Annotated in this window: 13 protein-coding genes; 5 read left to right on the forward strand and 8 right to left on the reverse strand. The window is 68.9% G+C overall.

Going from position 1 to position 16,908, the window contains the following annotated elements; all coding sequences use genetic code 11:
* Nucleotides 1-35: 35 nt before the first annotated feature.
* From TMZ1T_RS14515 to gyrA, 6 genes are all read right to left on the reverse strand, one after another.
* Nucleotides 36-1,997 (reverse strand): bifunctional 3-phosphoshikimate 1-carboxyvinyltransferase/cytidylate kinase, encoded by a 1,962-nt coding sequence (locus TMZ1T_RS14515; protein WP_012585793.1) that lies wholly within the window; start codon nt 1,995-1,997, stop codon nt 36-38.
* 51 nt (nt 1,998-2,048) lie between these two features.
* A complete protein-coding gene (locus TMZ1T_RS14520) occupies nt 2,049-2,936 on the reverse strand; it encodes a prephenate dehydrogenase (RefSeq protein ID WP_004299043.1) in 888 nt (295 codons plus the stop codon).
* A gap of 14 nt (nt 2,937-2,950) precedes the next feature.
* Nucleotides 2,951-4,048 carry a histidinol-phosphate transaminase gene (hisC, locus tag TMZ1T_RS14525; protein WP_004299041.1) on the reverse strand — a complete coding sequence of 366 codons (1,098 nt, stop codon included), beginning with the start codon at nt 4,046-4,048 and terminating at the stop codon, nt 2,951-2,953.
* 62 nt (nt 4,049-4,110) lie between these two features.
* On the reverse strand, nt 4,111-5,178 hold the full coding sequence (gene pheA / locus TMZ1T_RS14530; RefSeq protein WP_012585794.1) for a prephenate dehydratase: 1,068 nt from the start codon (nt 5,176-5,178) through the stop codon (nt 4,111-4,113).
* A gap of 79 nt (nt 5,179-5,257) precedes the next feature.
* Complete coding sequence (serC, locus tag TMZ1T_RS14535; RefSeq protein WP_012585795.1) at nt 5,258-6,355, reverse strand: 3-phosphoserine/phosphohydroxythreonine transaminase; 1,098 nt, start codon at nt 6,353-6,355, stop codon at nt 5,258-5,260.
* Nucleotides 6,355-9,006 carry a DNA gyrase subunit A gene (gyrA, locus tag TMZ1T_RS14540; RefSeq protein WP_012585796.1) on the reverse strand — a complete coding sequence of 884 codons (2,652 nt, stop codon included), beginning with the start codon at nt 9,004-9,006 and terminating at the stop codon, nt 6,355-6,357. The genes serC and gyrA overlap by 1 nt, the downstream gene beginning before the upstream one ends.
* Nucleotides 9,007-9,197: 191 nt before the next feature.
* Between gyrA and grpE the strand changes: the two genes are divergently transcribed.
* The 3 genes from grpE to dnaJ all read left to right on the forward strand — a co-directional run bounded on the left by grpE (nt 9,198) and on the right by dnaJ (nt 13,093).
* The gene (gene grpE / locus TMZ1T_RS14545; protein ID WP_004298995.1) at nt 9,198-9,821 is read left to right on the forward strand and encodes a nucleotide exchange factor GrpE; all 624 of its coding nucleotides are present in this window, start codon (nt 9,198-9,200) and stop codon (nt 9,819-9,821) included.
* Between the two features lie 116 nt (nt 9,822-9,937).
* Nucleotides 9,938-11,872, forward strand: coding sequence for a molecular chaperone DnaK (gene dnaK / locus TMZ1T_RS14550; RefSeq protein WP_004298992.1), 1,935 nt, complete (start codon nt 9,938-9,940; stop codon nt 11,870-11,872).
* Nucleotides 11,873-11,968: 96 nt separating this feature from the next.
* On the forward strand, nt 11,969-13,093 hold the full coding sequence (dnaJ, locus tag TMZ1T_RS14555; protein WP_004298989.1) for a molecular chaperone DnaJ: 1,125 nt from the start codon (nt 11,969-11,971) through the stop codon (nt 13,091-13,093).
* 402 nt (nt 13,094-13,495) lie between these two features.
* Here dnaJ and TMZ1T_RS14560 read toward each other — a convergent pair whose 3' ends face one another.
* Nucleotides 13,496-13,921, reverse strand: coding sequence for a hypothetical protein (locus tag TMZ1T_RS14560; RefSeq protein WP_004328313.1), 426 nt, complete (start codon nt 13,919-13,921; stop codon nt 13,496-13,498).
* Between the two features lie 141 nt (nt 13,922-14,062).
* Nucleotides 14,063-15,448, reverse strand: a complete 1,386-nt coding sequence (gene cysS / locus TMZ1T_RS14565) for a cysteine--tRNA ligase (RefSeq protein ID WP_012585797.1) — start codon at nt 15,446-15,448, stop codon at nt 14,063-14,065.
* A 292-nt stretch (nt 15,449-15,740) separates the two neighbouring features.
* On the opposite strand from cysS, the gene TMZ1T_RS14570 reads away from it, so the two are divergent.
* Both TMZ1T_RS14570 and TMZ1T_RS14575 read left to right on the forward strand, forming a co-directional pair.
* A complete protein-coding gene (locus TMZ1T_RS14570; RefSeq protein WP_004322221.1) occupies nt 15,741-16,328 on the forward strand; it encodes a peptidylprolyl isomerase in 588 nt (195 codons plus the stop codon).
* Nucleotides 16,329-16,409: 81 nt separating this feature from the next.
* On the forward strand, nt 16,410-16,904 hold the full coding sequence (locus tag TMZ1T_RS14575) for a peptidylprolyl isomerase (protein WP_004322220.1): 495 nt from the start codon (nt 16,410-16,412) through the stop codon (nt 16,902-16,904).
* The last annotated feature ends 4 nt before the right edge of the window (nt 16,905-16,908 follow it).

Below are 16,908 nucleotides of genomic sequence, written 5' to 3' on the forward strand. Positions count from 1 at the left end.
AACGCGCCGGAGCCCACGCTCCCGCGCGATTGCGTTCAACCGGACGACTTGCCCCCCCGCCCGACGAGATCGAGAACGAAGGCGACGGCCTCGTCGACGTCCCGTTGAGTGGTGTCGAGCAGGGCCGCATCCGGCAGCTTCACGAGTGGCGCCACAGGCCGGGCGGCATCGCGCGCATCCCGTTCCTGAAGGTCTTTCAGAAGATTTTCCATGTTAGCAGCCAAACCCTTTTCGATCAACTGCTTATGGCGGCGTTCGGCGCGCGCCTCGGCCGAGGCGGTGAGGAAGACCTTGAGCCCTGCATCGGGGAAGATCACCGAGCCCATGTCGCGGCCTTCGGCCACCAGGCCGGGGGCCGCGCGGTAGTCGCGCTGGCGGTCGAGCAGGGCCGCACGCACCGCCGGCAGCACGGCGACCTTCGAGGCGCCGACCGAGCAGGCCTCGGAGCGGATCTCGTCGGTGACGTCGCGGTCCGCGCCCTCTCCCAACAGCACCCGCCCGCCCTCGAAGCGCGCCGGCAGACCCGCGGCGAGCGCGGCCACGCCGGCCTCGTCGTCGAAGGCCACTCCCGCGCGCATCGCGGCCAGCGCCACCAGGCGGTAGAGCGAGCCGCTGTCGAGGTAGTGCCAGCCCAGCGTCTCGGCGACGCGCGCCGCCACCGTGCCCTTGCCCGAGGCCGAGGGACCATCGATGGCCAGCACCGGCACCGGCCGCGCCACCTGCGCAAAGGCCTCGAAATAGCCGGGGAAGGTCTTGTTCACGCACTTCGGGTCGTTGATGCGCACGCGGCAGCCCCCCAGGCTCGCCAGCGAGAAGCACATCGCCATGCGGTGGTCGTCGTAGGTGTCGATCGCCGCCGGCTGCAGGCGCGGCGGGCGCTGCACCACCAGGTAGTCGGCGCCCTCCTCCACCTCGGCGCCGAGCTTGCGCAGCTCGGTCGCCATCGCGGCGATGCGGTCGGTCTCCTTGACCCGCCAGCTCGCGATGTTGCGCAGCCGGCACGGCCCGTCGGCGAACAGCGCCGCCACCGCCAGCGTCATCGCCGCGTCGGGGATGTGGTTGAGGTCGAGGTCGAAGGCCTTCAGCACGCCGCCGGCGGGCGCCGCGGCCTCGATCCAGTTGTCGCCCAGGGTGATGCGCGCGCCGAGTTGCTCCAGCGCCTCGGCGAAGCGCACGTCGCCCTGGATGCTGGTCCGCCCCACGCCTTCCACCCGCACCGGCCCACCACCGATCGCCCCGGCGGCGAGGAAATAGGATGCCGAAGAGGCGTCGCCCTCGACGAACACCGTGCCCGGGCTGCGGTAGCGCGCGCCGCCCGGCACCACGAAGCGCTCCCAGCCCTGCTGCCCGACCTGCACGCCGAAGCGCGCCATCAGCTCGAGGGTGATGCGGATGTAGGGCTTGGAGATGAGCTCGCCCACCACCTCGATCGTGGTCTCCACTCCGGTCAGCGGCAGCGCCATCAGCAGCGCGGTGAGGAACTGGCTGGAGACATCGCCACGCACGCGCACCACGCCACCGGGACGGATCGTGGCGGGCTTGAGATGCAGCGGAGGGTAGCCCTCGTTGGCGGTGCAGGTGATGTCGGCGCCGAGCTGGCGCAGCGCGTCGACGAGGTCGCCGATCGGGCGCTCGTGCATGCGCGGTACGCCCGACAGGCGGTACTCGCCGCCCGACAGCGCGAGCGCCGCGGTGAGCGGCCGGAAGGCGGTGCCGGCGTTGCCGAGGAAGAGATCGCCGGTCTTGACCGGGAAGGGGCCGCCGACGCCGCATACACGGTAGTTCAGGCTGTCGCCCTCGCGCCGCCAGTCCACGCCGAGTGCGCGCAGGGCCTCGAGCATGCGTTCGACGTCGTCCGACAGCAGCAGGTCGCGAATGTCGGTCTCGCCCTCGGCGAGCGCGGCCAGCAGCAGCACGCGGTTGGAGATGCTCTTCGAGCCGGGCAGGCGGACGCTGCCGGCGGCGCCCAGCATCGGGGGCAGATCGAGAAATTCCATCATGACCTCAGAAAACGGGGCCGTCCCCGCGAAACAGGAAAAAGCGCAGGCTCACTCGGCGGTACGGATCGGCAGCCCCTCGGCCCAGGCGTTGCGCGCGTGCCGGGCGCGCTCGAACACCGCCTCCAGGCCGTCGCCATCGCCCTCGACCAGCATCATGCGCAAGCGCGCGAGCTCGCCGAGGTAGGCATCGAGTTCCTCGAGCAGCGCGACCCGGTTGGCGACGCAGATGTCGCGCCACATCTCGGGATGACTGCCGGCGATGCGGGTGAAGTCGCGGAAACCGCTCGCCGCATGCGAGAACAGCAGCGGCGCGTTGCTGCGCCCGGCGAGGTCGTCGACCAGGCCGAAGGCGAGCAGGTGCGGCAGGTGGCTCACCGCGGCGAACACGCGGTCGTGCTCCTGCGGTGTCATGCCGACCACGTTGGCGCCGCAGGCCTCCCACGCGTCGCGCACCTTCTGGACGGCCTCGGGGCGACTCTCGGGCAGCGGCGTCAGCACCACCTTGCGGCCCATGTAGAGCTCGGCGAAGGCGGCCTCGACCCCGCTCTTCTCGGCGCCGGCGATCGGGTGCGCCGGCACCACGTCGGCGAGCGCGCCACCCAGGTGGGTGCGCAACGCGGCGACCACGTCGCGTTTGGTGCTGCCGGCGTCGGTGACGATGGTGCCGGGGCGCAGGTGCGGCGCCATCGCGGCGAGGATCGCGTCGGTCTGCCCCACCGGCGCGGCGAGCAGCACCAGGTCGGCGCCGTCGAGCGCATCCGCCCAGCCCTCGGCGATCTCGTCGATCACGCCGAGCGCGCACGCGCGCTCGAGCACTTCGCGCCGGCGGCCGATGCCGACGATGCGCTCGACCGCGCCCGCGCGCCGCAGCGCGAGCGCGAAGGAGCCGCCGATCAGCCCGACCCCGCAGACGACCAGCTTGCCGATGTGCGCCATCGTCCGCCCCCTGCTCAGGCGAGCGCCTGGCGCAGCGCCTCGATGAAGCGCGCGTTTTCCTCGGGCAGACCGATCGACACGCGCAGCCAGTGCGGCATGCCGTAGGCGGCGATCGGACGCACGATCACGCCCTGGCGCAGCAGCGCCTGGTTCACCCCGATCGCGTCGCCCACCTTGAAGGTGACGAAGTTGCCGGCCGAGGGGATCCATTCGAGGCCGAGTTCGCGGAAAGCGGCGACGAGCTGCGTCATGCCGCGGCGGTTGAGCTCGGCGCTGCGGGCGAGGAATTCGTCGTCGCCGAGCGCCGCCTCGGCCGCGGCGAGCGCCACCGAGGACACGTTGAAGGGCTGGCGCACCCGGTTCATCAGGTCGGCCACCTCGGGGTGGGCGATGCCGTAGCCCACGCGCAGGCCGGCCAGGCCGTAGGCCTTGGAGAAGGTGCGCGACACCAGCAGGTTGGGGAAGCGCGCCAGCCAGGCGATCGAGTCGTAGCGCTGCTCGGGGGCGAGGTATTCGGTGTAGGCCTCGTCGAGCACCACCAGCACGTGGCGCGGGACCTTGGCGAGGAAGGCCTCGAGCTCGGCGCCCGGGACGAAGGTGCCGGTGGGGTTGTTCGGGTTGGCGATGAAGACGACACGGGTCTGCGGCTCGATCGCCGCCGCCATGGCGTCGAGGTCGTGGCCGAAGTTCTTCGCCGCCACCTCGATGCCGCGCGCGCCGCGCGCGTTGGTGGCGAGCGGATAGACCGCGAAGGCGTGACGCGAATACACCGCCGACAGCCCCGGCGCGAGGAAGGCCTGCGAGGCCAGCTCGAGGATGTCGTTCGAGCCGTTGCCGATCACGAGCTGCTCGGGCTTGACGCCGAAGCGTTCGCACAAGGCCTTCTTGAGCGCGAACGCGCCGCCGTCCGGATAGCGCGAGACCTCGCCGATCGCGGCGATCGCGGCATCGCGCGCGCGCGCGCTCATGCCGAGCGGGTTCTCGTTGGAGGCGAGCTTGACGATGCTCTCCTCGGGGATTCCCATCTCGCGGGCGAGCTCCGAGATCGGCTTGCCCGGCTGGTAGGCCATGATCGCGCGGATGTAGTCGGGGGCAAGACTGGCAATGCTCATGGGTCGTCTCCTGCTGCGGCCCGCACTCCCCGCGCGGGCCTGGTGTGCAATCGGGGCCGCGCTCAGATCGCCGCGACCGGATAGGAACCGATGATCTTCACGAAGGCGGCGCGCTCGTCGAGCTCGCGCAGCGCGGCCGCCACCTCGGGGTCTTCGCGGTGGCCGTTGATGTCGGCGTAGAACACGTACTCCCACAGCCCGGAGCGCGCCGGGCGCGACTGCAGCTTGGTCATGTCCACGCCGTGGCGGGCCATCGGCTCGAGCAGGCTGTGGATCGCCCCCGGCCGGTTGGGTGCGGAGAACACCAGCGAGGTGCGGTCCTTGCCCGAGGGCCCGGCGTCGTGGTCGGCGATGACCAGGAAGCGCGTCGTGTTGTTGGGATCGTCCTCGATGTTGGGCGCGAGGATGTTGAGCCCGTAGAGCTGCGCCGCGGCGTCGCCGGCGATGGCGCAGGACTCTGGATCCTCGGAGGCCATGCGCGCGGCCTCGGCGTTGCTCGCCACCGGGATGCGCGGCAGGTGCGGGAGGTTGCGGTTGAGCCACTCGTGGCACTGCGCCAGCGACTGCGCGTGCGAGTAGATGCGGCGGGCGGCGCCGATGCCCTCGGCGCGCGACATCAGCTGCTGGTGGATGCGCAGGCGCACCTCGCCGCAGACCTTGAGCGGGTTGGCCAGCAGCAGATCGAGCGTGCCGCCGACCGCGCCCTCGGTGGAGTTCTCCACCGGCACCACGCCGTAGTCGGCATTGCCGGCTTCCACCGCGCGGAAGACGTCGTCGATCGCCGCCATCGCCAGGAAGTTGGGCGCGGAACCGAAGTGCTTGCGGCTGGCGCTCTCGGAGAAGGTGCCGGCGGGGCCGAGGTAGGCCACGCGCAGCGGCTGCTCCAGCCCGAGGCAGGCCGACATCACCTCGCGGAAGATGGTCTTCACCGCATCGGAAGACAGCGGGCCGGGGTTGAGCTCGGCCAGCCGGCGCAGCACCTGCGCCTCGCGCTCGGGGCGGTAATACATCACCCCGCGCTTGATCTCGCCCACGCGCTGCGCGCAGCGCGCGCGCTCGGCGAGGCGGGCGAGGATTTCCTCGTCGATGCGGTCGATCTCGTTGCGCAGTTTCAGCAGTTCGTCGCTCATGCTCGGCCCGTGGCCCCTCCGGCTTGCGTCCTGATGTTGTCCCGTGTTTCCGTCCCGCCTTGCCCTGCCCCGCGCGGCCTCAGCCGCGGCGGGCGGCGAAGTCGCGCATGAAGTCGACCAGCGCCTGCACGCCCGCGAGCGGCATCGCGTTGTAGATCGACGCGCGCATGCCGCCGACCGACTTGTGGCCCTTCAGCTGCACCAGCCCGGCGGCCTTGGCCTCGGCGAGGAAGGCGTCGTTCAAGGTCTCGTCCTTGAGGAAGAAGGGCACGTTCATGCGCGAACGGCAGGCCGGGTCGATGCGATTCTCGTAGAAATCGCTGGCGTCGAGGAAGTCGTACAGCAGCTTCGCCTTGGCGACGTTCTGCGCCTCGATCGCCGCCACCCCGCCCTGGCGCTTGAGCCACTGGAAGACCAGCCCGGCGATGTAGATGCCGTAGGTGGGCGGCGTGTTGTACATCGAGCCGTTGTCGGCCACGGTCTTGAAGTCGAAGGCGGTGGGGCAGTGCGGCATCGCGCGCCCGAGCAGGTCCTCGCGCACGATCACGATGGTGAGACCCGCCGGGCCGATGTTCTTCTGCGCGCCGCCGAAGATGAGGCCGTACTTCGAGACGTCGATCACCCGCGACAGGATGTGCGAGGACATGTCGGCCACCACCGGCACCTCGCCGCGGCCGATCTGCGCGAGGTCGGGCTCGAAGGGGTACTCGAGGCCGCCGATGGTCTCGTTGGTGCAGGTGAACACGTAGGCCGGGTCGGCCGACAACCTCCACTCCGCCATCGCCGGCACGGTGGTGAAGCCACCCGCCTCGGACGAGGCGGCGATGTTCACCTCGGCGTACTTGCGCGCTTCCTTCTGCGACTTCTGCGACCACGAACCGGTGACCACGTAGTCGGCCACGCGCCTGTCGCCCATCAGGTTCATCGGGATGATCGCGTTCTCGGCGATGGCCCCGCCCTGCATGAAGAGGACGCGGTAGCCGGCCGGCACCGCGAGCAGCTCGCGCAGGTCGGCCTCGGCCTGGGCGGCGATCGCGGTGAATTCCTTGCCGCGATGGCTCATCTCCATGACGCCCATGCCGCTGCCGTGCCAGTCGAGCATCTCGTCGGCGGCCTGGCGCAGCACCTCTTCGGGCAGCACCGCGGGACCGGCGCTGAAGTTCCACACGCGACTCATCAGGCCTCTCCTTCCTCGTCCGCAGCGGGGGCCTCGCCCTCGCCCGGCGCGGCTTGTGCGCCGCCTTCGGCCTCGCCGCCCTCGGCGCCCTCGCCGCTGGCACGCATGCTCTCGTCCGACTCGGACTCGGCCACCTTCTCGATGCTGGCGAGGAAGGTGCCCTCGTCCAGGTTGATCAGGGTCACGCCCTGGGTCGAGCGGCCCATCTCGCGGATGCTCTCGACGCTGGTGCGGATCAGCACGCCGCCGGTGGAGATCAGCATCACCTCGTCGCTCGGCTCGACCAGCACCGCGCCCACCAGCCTGCCGTTGCGGTCGCTGGTCTGGATCGCGATCATGCCCTTGGTGCCGCGGCCGTGGCGGGTGTATTCCGCCACCGGGGTGCGCTTGCCGTAGCCGTTCTCGGTCGCGGTCAGCACCGACTGCGACTCGTCCTTGGCCACCAGCATCGCGATCACCGCCTGACCGTCCTCCAGCGTCATGCCGCGCACGCCGCGCGCGTCGCGCCCCATCGGGCGCACGTCGGTCTCGGCGAAGCGCACCGCCTTGCCGGCGTCGGAGAACAGCATCACGTCGCACTGGCCGTCGGTGATCGCCACCCCGATCAGGTGGTCGCCGTCGTCCAGGTTGACCGCGATGATGCCGGCCTTGCGCGGATTGGAGAACGCGGTGAGCGCGGTCTTCTTGACCGTGCCTTCCGAGGTCGCCATGAACACGAAGTGCTCCTCGTCGAACTCCTTGATCGGCAGCACCGCGGTGATCTTCTCGCCTTCCACCAGCGGGAAGAGGTTCACGATCGGCTTGCCGCGCGAGTTGCGCGTGCCCTCGGGGACCTCGTACACCTTGAGCCAGTAGCAGCGCCCGCGGTTGGAGAAGCACAGCACCGTGTCGTGAGTGTTGGCGACGAAGAGGTGGTCGATGAAGTCCTCGTCCTTCATCGAGGTCGCCTGCTTGCCGCGGCCACCGCGGCGCTGGGCGCGGTAGTCGGCGAGCGGCTGGCGCTTGAAGTAGCCGGTGTGCGACAGGGTCACGACCATGTCTTCCGGCGTGATCAGGTCCTCGATGTTGATCTCGGCGGTGTTCATCACCAGCTCGGAGCGGCGCGGATCGCCGAACTGGTTGCGGATCGCGCCGAGCTCCTCGACGATGATCGCGGTGATGCGCTCGGGGCGGGCGAGGATGTCGAGCAGGTCGGTGATGACGTCCATGACCTCGCGGTATTCGCCGACGATCTTGTCCTGCTCCAGCCCGGTCAGACGCTGCAGGCGCAATTCGAGGATGGCCTGGGCCTGGGCTTCGGACAGGCGGTAACCCTGCGCCTGCAGCCCGTACTGCGGATCCAGCCCTTCCGGCCGGTAGCTGTCGGCCAGGGCGCGCGACAGCATCTCCTCGACCAGCGCCGAGCGCCACTCGCGCGCCATCAGCTCGCGCTTGGCATCGGCCGGCGTGGGCGCGGCCTTGATCAGCGCGATGATCTCGTCGACGTTGGACAGCGCCACCGCCAGGCCTTCGAGGATGTGGCCACGATCGCGCGCCTTGCGCAGCTCGAAGATGGTGCGGCGGGTAACGACCTCGCGGCGGTGCTCGAGGAAGCACACCAGCATCTGCTTGAGGTTGAGCAGGCGCGGCTTGCCGTCGACCAGCGCCACCATGTTCATGCCGAAGCTGTCCTGCAGCTGGGTGTGCTTGAACAGCTTGTTCAGCACCACCTCGGGCATCTCGCCGCGCTTGAGCTCGATCACCAGGCGCATGCCCGACTTGTCCGACTCGTCGCGGATCTCGCTGATGCCCTCGATCTTCTTCTCGTTGACCAGCTCGGCCATGCGCTCCTGCAGGGTGCGCTTGTTCACCTGGTAGGGCAGCTCGTCGACGATGATGGCCTGGCGATCGGTCTTGCCGATCGGCTCGAAGTGCGTGCGCGCGCGCATGATCACGCGGCCGCGGCCGGTGCGGTAGCCCTCGCGCACGCCGGCCAGGCCGTAGATCAGGCCGGCGGTGGGGAAGTCGGGCGCCTGCACGATGTCGATCAGGGCCTCGATGTCGGTGTCGGGCTCGGCGAGCAGCTTCAGGCAGGCGTCGACGATCTCGCCCAGGTTGTGCGGCGGGATGTTGGTCGCCATGCCCACCGCGATGCCGGCCGAGCCGTTGATCAGCAGGTTGGGGATGCGCGCGGGCAGGACCAGCGGCTCCTTCTCCGAGCCGTCGTAGTTCGGCCCGAAGTCCACCGTCTCCTTGTCGATGTCGGCCAGCAGCTCATGGCCGATGCGCGCCATGCGGATCTCGGTGTATCGCATTGCCGCCGCGTTGTCGCCGTCGACCGAGCCGAAGTTGCCCTGGCCATCGACCAGCATGTAGCGCAGCGAGAAGTCCTGCGCCATGCGCACGATGGTGTCGTACACCGCGGTGTCGCCGTGCGGGTGGTACTTGCCGATGACGTCGCCGACGATACGCGCCGACTTCTTGTAGGCGCGGTTCCAGTCGTTGGACAGTTCGTGCATCGCGAACAGCACGCGCCGATGCACCGGCTTGAGGCCGTCGCGCGCATCGGGGAGCGCCCGCCCCACGATCACGCTCATCGCGTAATCGAGGTAGGAGTGGCGCATCTCCTCTTCGAGGCTGATCGGCAGGGTTTCCTTGGCGAACTGGGTCATGCTTCAAGGCGGGCGAGCCGCGAAAACCAAAACATGTGATCTTACCATGCCACCATCGCCGGCCTTCGTTCGCGGGCGCATGCCGCGGACGATGCTAGCCCGTCGGACATTTTTCCGCCGCGCCTCTTGAACTCGCGCAGACCGTCCCCAAGTACCCGGCTGTTTCGCATTCCAACACGGAGCCAACCGACATGCAGGACCCGAACCAGGCCAGCCAGAACCCCACCGACCAGCCGGCGGAACAGGCCGCGCAGGGCGGCGCGCAGCAGCCCGCGCAGCGAGGCCCGGAGCTCGACCTCCAGGCCGCCGCTGCGGCGGCGGACACCGCGCCGGAGAACGGCATCGACAGCATGCCGAGCCTCGAGGAGGCGCTGCGCCAGGCCGAGCTGAAGGCCGCCGAGCACCACGACGCCTGGCTGCGCGCCAAGGCCGAGACCGAAAACCTGCGCCGACGCGCGCAGGACGACATCGCCAAGGCCTCCAAATTCGCCGCCGAGAAGTTCGCCACCGCGATGCTGCCGGTCAAGGACAGCCTGGAGGCCGCGCTCGCCACCGAGAACCAGACCGTCGAGAAGATGCGCGAGGGCGTGGAGCTCACCCTCCGGCAGCTGATCTCCGCGTTCGAGGGCGCCAAGCTCGCCGAGGAGAACCCGCTCGGGCAGAAGTTCGACCCCAACAAGCACCAGGCGATCAGCATGGTCGAGGCCGATGCCGAGCCCAACACCGTCGTCACCGTGCTGCAGAAGGGCTACCTGCTCAGCGAGCGCGTCATCCGCCCGGCGATGGTGATGGTCTCCAAGGGCAAGGCCCAGTAACCCCCGCAGGCAAATTCGCGCGGCGCGCTTGAAAGCGCGTCCGCCCGCCCCATATTCGAACCAGACCGGCGCGCCACAGGCCGCGCCACCCGAATCCAGACGAAAAAGGAACTCTCATGGGCAAGATCATCGGTATCGACCTCGGCACCACCAACAGCTGCGTCTCCGTGATGGAAGGCGGCAAGCCGAAGGTCATCGAGAACTCCGAAGGCGCGCGCACCACCCCCTCGGTGGTCGCCTACGCCGAAGACGGCGAGATCCTGGTCGGCGCGCCGGCCAAGCGCCAGGCGGTCACCAACGCCAAGAACACCCTGTTCGCGATCAAGCGCCTGATCGGCCGTCGCTTCCAGGAGAAGGAAGTGCAGAAGGACATCGACCTGATGCCCTTCACCATCACCAAGGCCGACAACGGCGACGCCTGGGTGGAAGTGCGCGGCAAGAAGATCGCGCCGCCGCAGGTCTCCGCCGAGATCCTGCGCAAGATGAAGAAGACCGCCGAGGACTACCTCGGCGAGGAAGTCACCGAAGCGGTCATCACCGTGCCGGCCTACTTCAACGACAGCCAGCGTCAGGCCACCAAGGACGCCGGCCGCATCGCCGGCCTGGAAGTCAAGCGCATCATCAACGAGCCCACCGCGGCCGCGCTCGCCTTCGGCATGGACAAGAAGCCGGGCGACTCCAAGATCGCGGTGTATGACCTCGGCGGCGGCACCTTCGACATCTCGATCATCGAGATCGCCGACCTCGACGGCGAGCACCAGTTCGAGGTGCTGGCGACCAACGGCGACACCTTCCTGGGTGGCGAGGACTTCGACCAGCGCATCATCGACTACATCGTCACCGAGTTCAAAAAGGAACAGGGCGTCGATCTCAAGAACGACGTGCTCGCACTGCAGCGCCTGAAGGAAGCCGCCGAGAAGGCCAAGATCGAGCTGTCCTCCGGCCAGCAGACCGAGATCAACCTGCCCTACATCACCGCCGACGCCTCGGGCCCAAAGCACCTCGCGATCAAGATCACCCGCGCCAAGTTCGAGTCGCTGGTGGAAGACCTGATCGAGCGCTCGATCGAGCCCTGCCGCATCGCGCTCAAGGACGCCGGCCTCAAGGTCTCGGACATCGACGACGTGATCCTGGTCGGCGGCCAGACCCGCATGCCCAAGGTCATCGACCGCGTGAAGGAGTTCTTCGCCAAGGAGCCGCGCCGTGACGTCAACCCTGATGAGGCCGTGGCGGTGGGCGCCTCCATCCAGGGCGGCGTGCTGCAGGGCGAGGTCAAGGACGTGCTGCTGCTCGACGTCACCCCGCTGTCGCTGGGCATCGAGACCCTGGGCGGCGTGATGACCAAGCTGATCCAGAAGAACACCACGATCCCGACCAAGGCCAGCCAGGTCTTCTCGACCGCCGACGACAACCAGTCGGCCGTGACCATCCACGTCCTGCAGGGCGAGCGCGAGATGGCCTCGGGCAACAAGAGCCTGGGCCAGTTCAACCTCTCCGACATCCCGCCGGCGCCGCGCGGCATGCCGCAGATCGAGGTCACCTTCGACATCGACGCCAACGGCATCCTGCACGTGTCGGCCAAGGACAAGGCGACCGGCAAGGAGAACAAGATCAAGATCCAGGCCAACTCCGGCCTGTCGGACGAGGAAGTCCAGCGCATGGTGCGCGACGCCGAGGCGCACGCCGAGGAAGACAAGAAGGCCCACGAGTTGGTCGACGCGCGCAACCAGTGTGACGCGCTGATCCACTCGACCAAGAAGGCGCTGACCGAGTACGGCGACAAGCTCTCCGACGACGAGAAGTCCAAGATCGAAGCCGCGATGAAGGAGGCCGAAGAGTCGATCAAGAGCGGCGACAAGGACAGCATCGAAGCCAAGAGCCAGGCCCTGGCGATGGCCGCGCAGAAGCTCGGCGAGCACATGTACGCCCAGGCCCAGGCCGAAGGCGGCGCCCAGCCAGGTGCGGGAGCGGGCGGCCAGCAGGCCGGCGGCAAGGCCGACGACGCCGACGTGGTGGATGCCGAATTCACCGAAGTGAAGGACAAGAAGTAATCGTCGTTCTGGCGAATCCTTCGCGGCCGAGCCCCGCCGGAGCCCTGCTCCGGTGCCGGCTCGGCCTTTGCTTGAGACCAGACTGAGCGCAGCACCATGTCCAAACGCGATTACTACGAAGTCCTGGGCGTCAACCGCGACGCCGGCGACGACGAGATCAAGAAGGCCTACCGCAAGCTGGCCATGAAGTTTCATCCGGACCGCAATCCGGACAACAAGGAAGCCGAGGAGAAGTTCAAGGAGGCCAAGGAGGCCTACGAGATGCTCTCCGACCCGCAGAAGAAGGCTGCCTACGACCGCTACGGCCACGCCGGCGTCGATCCGTCGATGGGCGCGGGCCCCGGCGCGCAGGGCTTCGACGGCTTCGCCGACGCCTTCGGCGACATCTTCGGCGACCTCTTCGGGGGCGGCGGACGCGGCGGGCGCTCAAACGTCTATCGCGGCGCCGACCTGCGCTACAACCTCGAGATCACCCTGGAAGAGGCCGCGCGCGGCGCCGAGAAGACGATCCGCATCCCCACCGTCGAGGAGTGCGGCACCTGCCACGGCAGCGGCGCCAAGCCCGGCACCCATCCCAAACCCTGCCCGACCTGCCAGGGCCACGGCCAGGTGCGCGTGCAGCAAGGCTTCTTCTCGATCCAGCAGACCTGCCCGAAGTGCCACGGCAGCGGCAAGATCATCCCCGACCCGTGCCGCGACTGCGGCGGCGCCGGCCGCACCAAGAAGCAGAAGACGCTCGAGGTGAAGATCCCCGCCGGCATCGACGACGGCATGCGCCTGCGCCACGCCGGCCACGGCGAGCCCGGCCTCAACGGCGGCCCGCCGGGCGACCTCTACGTCGAGATCCACATCCGCAAGCACGCGGTGTTCGAGCGCGACCACGACGACCTGCACTGCGAGATGCCGATCAGCATCACCACCGCGGCGCTCGGCGGCGAGATCGAGATCCCGACGCTGGAAGGCATGGCGCGGCTGAAGATCCCCGCGGAGACGCAGAGCGGCAAGGTCTTCCGGCTGCGCGGCAAGGGCATCAAGAACGTGCGCAGCCACGTGCACGGCGACCTGATGTGCCACGTGGTGGTCGAGACCCCGGTGAACCTGACCGAGCGTCAGAAGGAGTTGCTGCGCGAGTTCGAGGAGAGCGCCAGCGGCAACGCCACCCGCCACAACCCCAAGGCGCAGGGGTGGATGGACAAGGTGCGGGACTTCTTCGGCGGCTGACACCTGTTCGCGGGCGCGGGGCGGGCCCGGTTTCAGCCGCCTCGCGCCCGCCGCCGCGCGTCGCGGCTCGTAACGTCGATCGCGACTTGCGTCGCTCCCACGGAAACCGTCACGCCCGCCGCCGCGCGTCGCGGCTCGCGACGTCGATCGCGACTTGCGTCGCTCCCACGGAAACCGTCACGCCCGCCGCCGCGCGTCGCGGCTCGCGACGTCGATCGCGACTTGCGTCGCTCCCACGGAAACCGTCACGCCCGCCGCCGCACGTCGCGGCTCGCAACGTCGATCGCGACTTGCGTCGCTCCCACGGAAACCGTCACGCCGGCCAACGCCCGATGCGTCCCCCGTAGGAGCGACGCAAGTCGCGATTTCAGCCGCCCAACGACCGCCGCGCGACTGAGAGGCTCAGGCCAGCCCTTCGGCCTGGTCGGGCAGCCAGACCTGCTCGCCGTTCGGGCGGTAGGCCAGCAGGTGGGCGACGATGCCGCCCTGGATCGACATGATCATGGTCTCGAGCGCCTTCTGCACCGTATCGTCGCTCGGCTCGCGCCCGCCCTGCCCGCTCAGGCAACCGACGAACATCATGTCCCAGCTCTGCCCGGTGTGGCGCGACTCCTCGACCAGTTCCTCGAAGCTCTGCAGCTCGTCGGGCTTCTTGTCCACATACATCACCGGAACCAGCGCCCCGCCCTCGCCCTGCTCGAACTTGGCGCGCTGCTCGGCGGTGGCCTTCTCCGGCAGCTCGGCGCGGGTGAAGACGAGCAGCAGGCGCTGCGGTTCGGGTTGCTGGCGCGCGGCGTCGAGCAGGCTCTGGAAGCCGGTGATGATCATGTGCGGGGTTCCTTGTACGGGTTCGGATCGTTTGGATTCAACTCGGCCAGCCACGGCAGCGCCTGGCGATACCGCGGTGACCTGCGCCACAGCACAGCGCTGATGCCGACCAGCGCAGTCGCCCCGCTGGCCGCTGCAGGCTCAGGCGCGGCGCCAGGTGGTGCCGCCGGGGCCGTCCTCGAGGATCACGCCGGCCTCGGTCAGCTCTGCGCGGATGCGGTCGGCCTCGGCGAAGTTCTTCGCCTTCTTGGCGGCCGCGCGCTCGGCGATCTTCGCCTCGATCGCGTCGGCGTCCAGCCCGTCCGCGTCGGGCGCACCCGCCTGCAGGAAGGCCTGCGGTTCGCGTCCCAACAGGCCGAGCACGCCGCCGAGCGCCTTCAGTTGCGCGGCGAGCGCCGGCGCGGCGCTGCGGTTGACCTCGTTGGCGAGCTCGAACAGTACCGCCACCGCTTCGGCGGTGTTGAAGTCGTCGTCCATCGCCGCGCGCAGGCGCTGCGCGAAGGGCTCGCTCCAGTCGACCACCGGCTCACCGGCCACCGGCACGTTCTTGAGCGCGGTGTACAGGCGGGTGAGCGCGTTGCGGGCGTCCTCGAGGTGGGCGTCGGAGTAGTTGAGCGCGCTGCGGTAGTGCGCGCGCAGGATGAAGAAGCGCACCACCTCCGGATCGTACTTCTGCAGCACCTCGCGGATGGTGAAGAAGTTGCCGAGCGACTTCGACATCTTCTCGTCGTCGACGCGCACGAAGCCGTTGTGCATCCAATAGTTGACGAAGGCATGGCCGTGCGCGCCTTCGGACTGGGCGATCTCGTTCTCGTGGTGCGGAAACTGCAGGTCCATGCCGCCGCCGTGGATGTCGAAGTGGTCGCCGAGCAGGTCCGAGCTCATCGCCGAGCATTCGATGTGCCAGCCCGGCCGGCCCTCGCCCCAGGGCGAGGCCCACTTCACCTCGCCCGGCTCCTCGACCTTGGCGTGCTTCCACAACACGAAGTCGAGCGGGTCGTTCTTGTCCTGCGCTACATCCACACGCTCGCCGGCGCGCAACTCGTCGAGCGACTTGCCCGACAGCTTGCCGTAGCCGTCGAACTTGCGCACCGCGTAGCACACGTCGCGGTTGCCGGCCACGTAGGCCAGGCCCTTCTGCTCCAGGCGCGAGATCAGCGACTGCATCTGCGCGACGTAGTCGGTGGCGCGCGGCTCGTGGTCGGGGCGCAGCACGCCGAGCGCGTCGGCGTCCTCGTGCATCGCGGCGATGAAGCGGTCGGTGAGCTGGCGGATGCTCTCGCCGTTCTCCTGCGCGCGGCGGATGATCTTGTCGTCGATGTCGGTGATGTTGCGCACGTAGGTCACGTCCAGCCCGCTCGCGCGCAGCCAGCGCGCCACCATGTCGAACACCACCATCACGCGCGCATGGCCGAGGTGGCAGAAGTCGTACACCGTCATGCCGCAGACGTACATGCGGACCTTGCCGGGTTCGATGGGCGTGAAGGCTTCCTTGCTGCGCGACAGGGTGTTGTAGATGGAGAGCATCGGTGCGGGCGGGTCGTTGCTGGAGGCCGGCCGCAGGCGGAACGCGGGCGGCGGCTCGATTGTGAGGGGGGGGGGCTTGTTGCTAGAATCCGGCGCTCGAGGCGGACTTCGGCAGGCCCACGCAAGCGCGCGAGTATAGCACGCCGCCTCCGCCCCCTTCCCCGGGCCCGGCCGCCCGGCGTGCATCGGGAGCGCATGCGGCACGCGCATCGGGCTTGCCCGGAGCGCCCGCGTCCTGCCAGCTCTCCAGCCATCCCGGCGGCCATCCTTCCGCCCCATTCCAGGAGTCCCCATGAAACGACACCTGCTTGCCTTCGCCACCGCGGCCAGCCTAGCCTTCCCGGTGCTCGCCGCCAACCCGACGGTCGAGCTCAAGACCAGCCAGGGCGATATCGTCGTCGAGGTCTTCGCCGACAAGGCGCCCAAGTCCGCCGAGAACTTCGTGCAGTATGTGAAGGACGGCTTCTACGACGGCACCGTGTTCCACCGCGTGATCGACGGCTTCATGGTGCAGGGCGGCGGCTTCGACGCAAGCATGAACCAGAAGGCCACGCGCGCCCCGATCGAGAACGAGGCCAAAAACGGCCTCAAGAACGAGCGCGGCACCCTGGCGATGGCGCGCACCTCCGACCCGCACTCGGCGAGCGCGCAGTTCTTCATCAACCTCGTCCCCAACACCTTCCTCGACTACCCGTCGCGCGACGGCTGGGGCTACGCGGTGTTCGGCAAGGTCGTCAAGGGCATGGAGGTCGTCGACAAGATCGCCAAGCTGCCCACCGCCAACCGCGGCTTCCACCAGAACGTCCCGGTCGAGGCGATCGTCGTCGAGAGCGCGCGCGTGGTCGGCACCGCCGCGCCGGCGAAGAAGCCTGCGAAGTAAGCCCGCGAAGCGAACCCACACCCCCCCTGCCCGGCGACCACGCTGCCGGGCCCACACCGGACCCACCCCAGGAGAACCCCCATGGCAGTCAAGCTGCACACCAACCACGGCGTCATCACCCTCGAACTCGACGCCGAGAAGGCCCCCGTCACCGTGGCCAACTTCCTCGCCTACGTCGAGGCCGGCCACTACGACAACACCGTCTTCCACCGCGTCATCGACGGCTTCATGATCCAGGGCGGCGGCTTCGAGCCCGGCATGAAGCAGAAGGCCACTGGCGAGCAGATCAAGAACGAGGCCGACAACGGCCTCAAGAACGACCGCGGCACCATCGCCATGGCGCGCACCCAGGCCCCGCACTCGGCCACCGCGCAGTTCTTCATCAACGTCGCCGACAACGCCTTCCTCAACCACACCTCGCCCGACCTGCAGGGCTGGGGCTACTGTGTGTTCGGCAAGGTCAGCGAGGGCATGGACGTGGTCGACAGCATCCGCAAGGTCAAGACCGGCTCCAGCGGCTTCCACCAGGACGTGCCGAAGGAAGACGTGATCATCGAGCGCGCCGAAGTCGTCTGATCGT

It is taken from the genome of Thauera aminoaromatica (assembly GCF_000021765.1).
Taxonomy (GTDB): Bacteria; Pseudomonadota; Gammaproteobacteria; order Burkholderiales; family Rhodocyclaceae; genus Thauera; species Thauera aminoaromatica.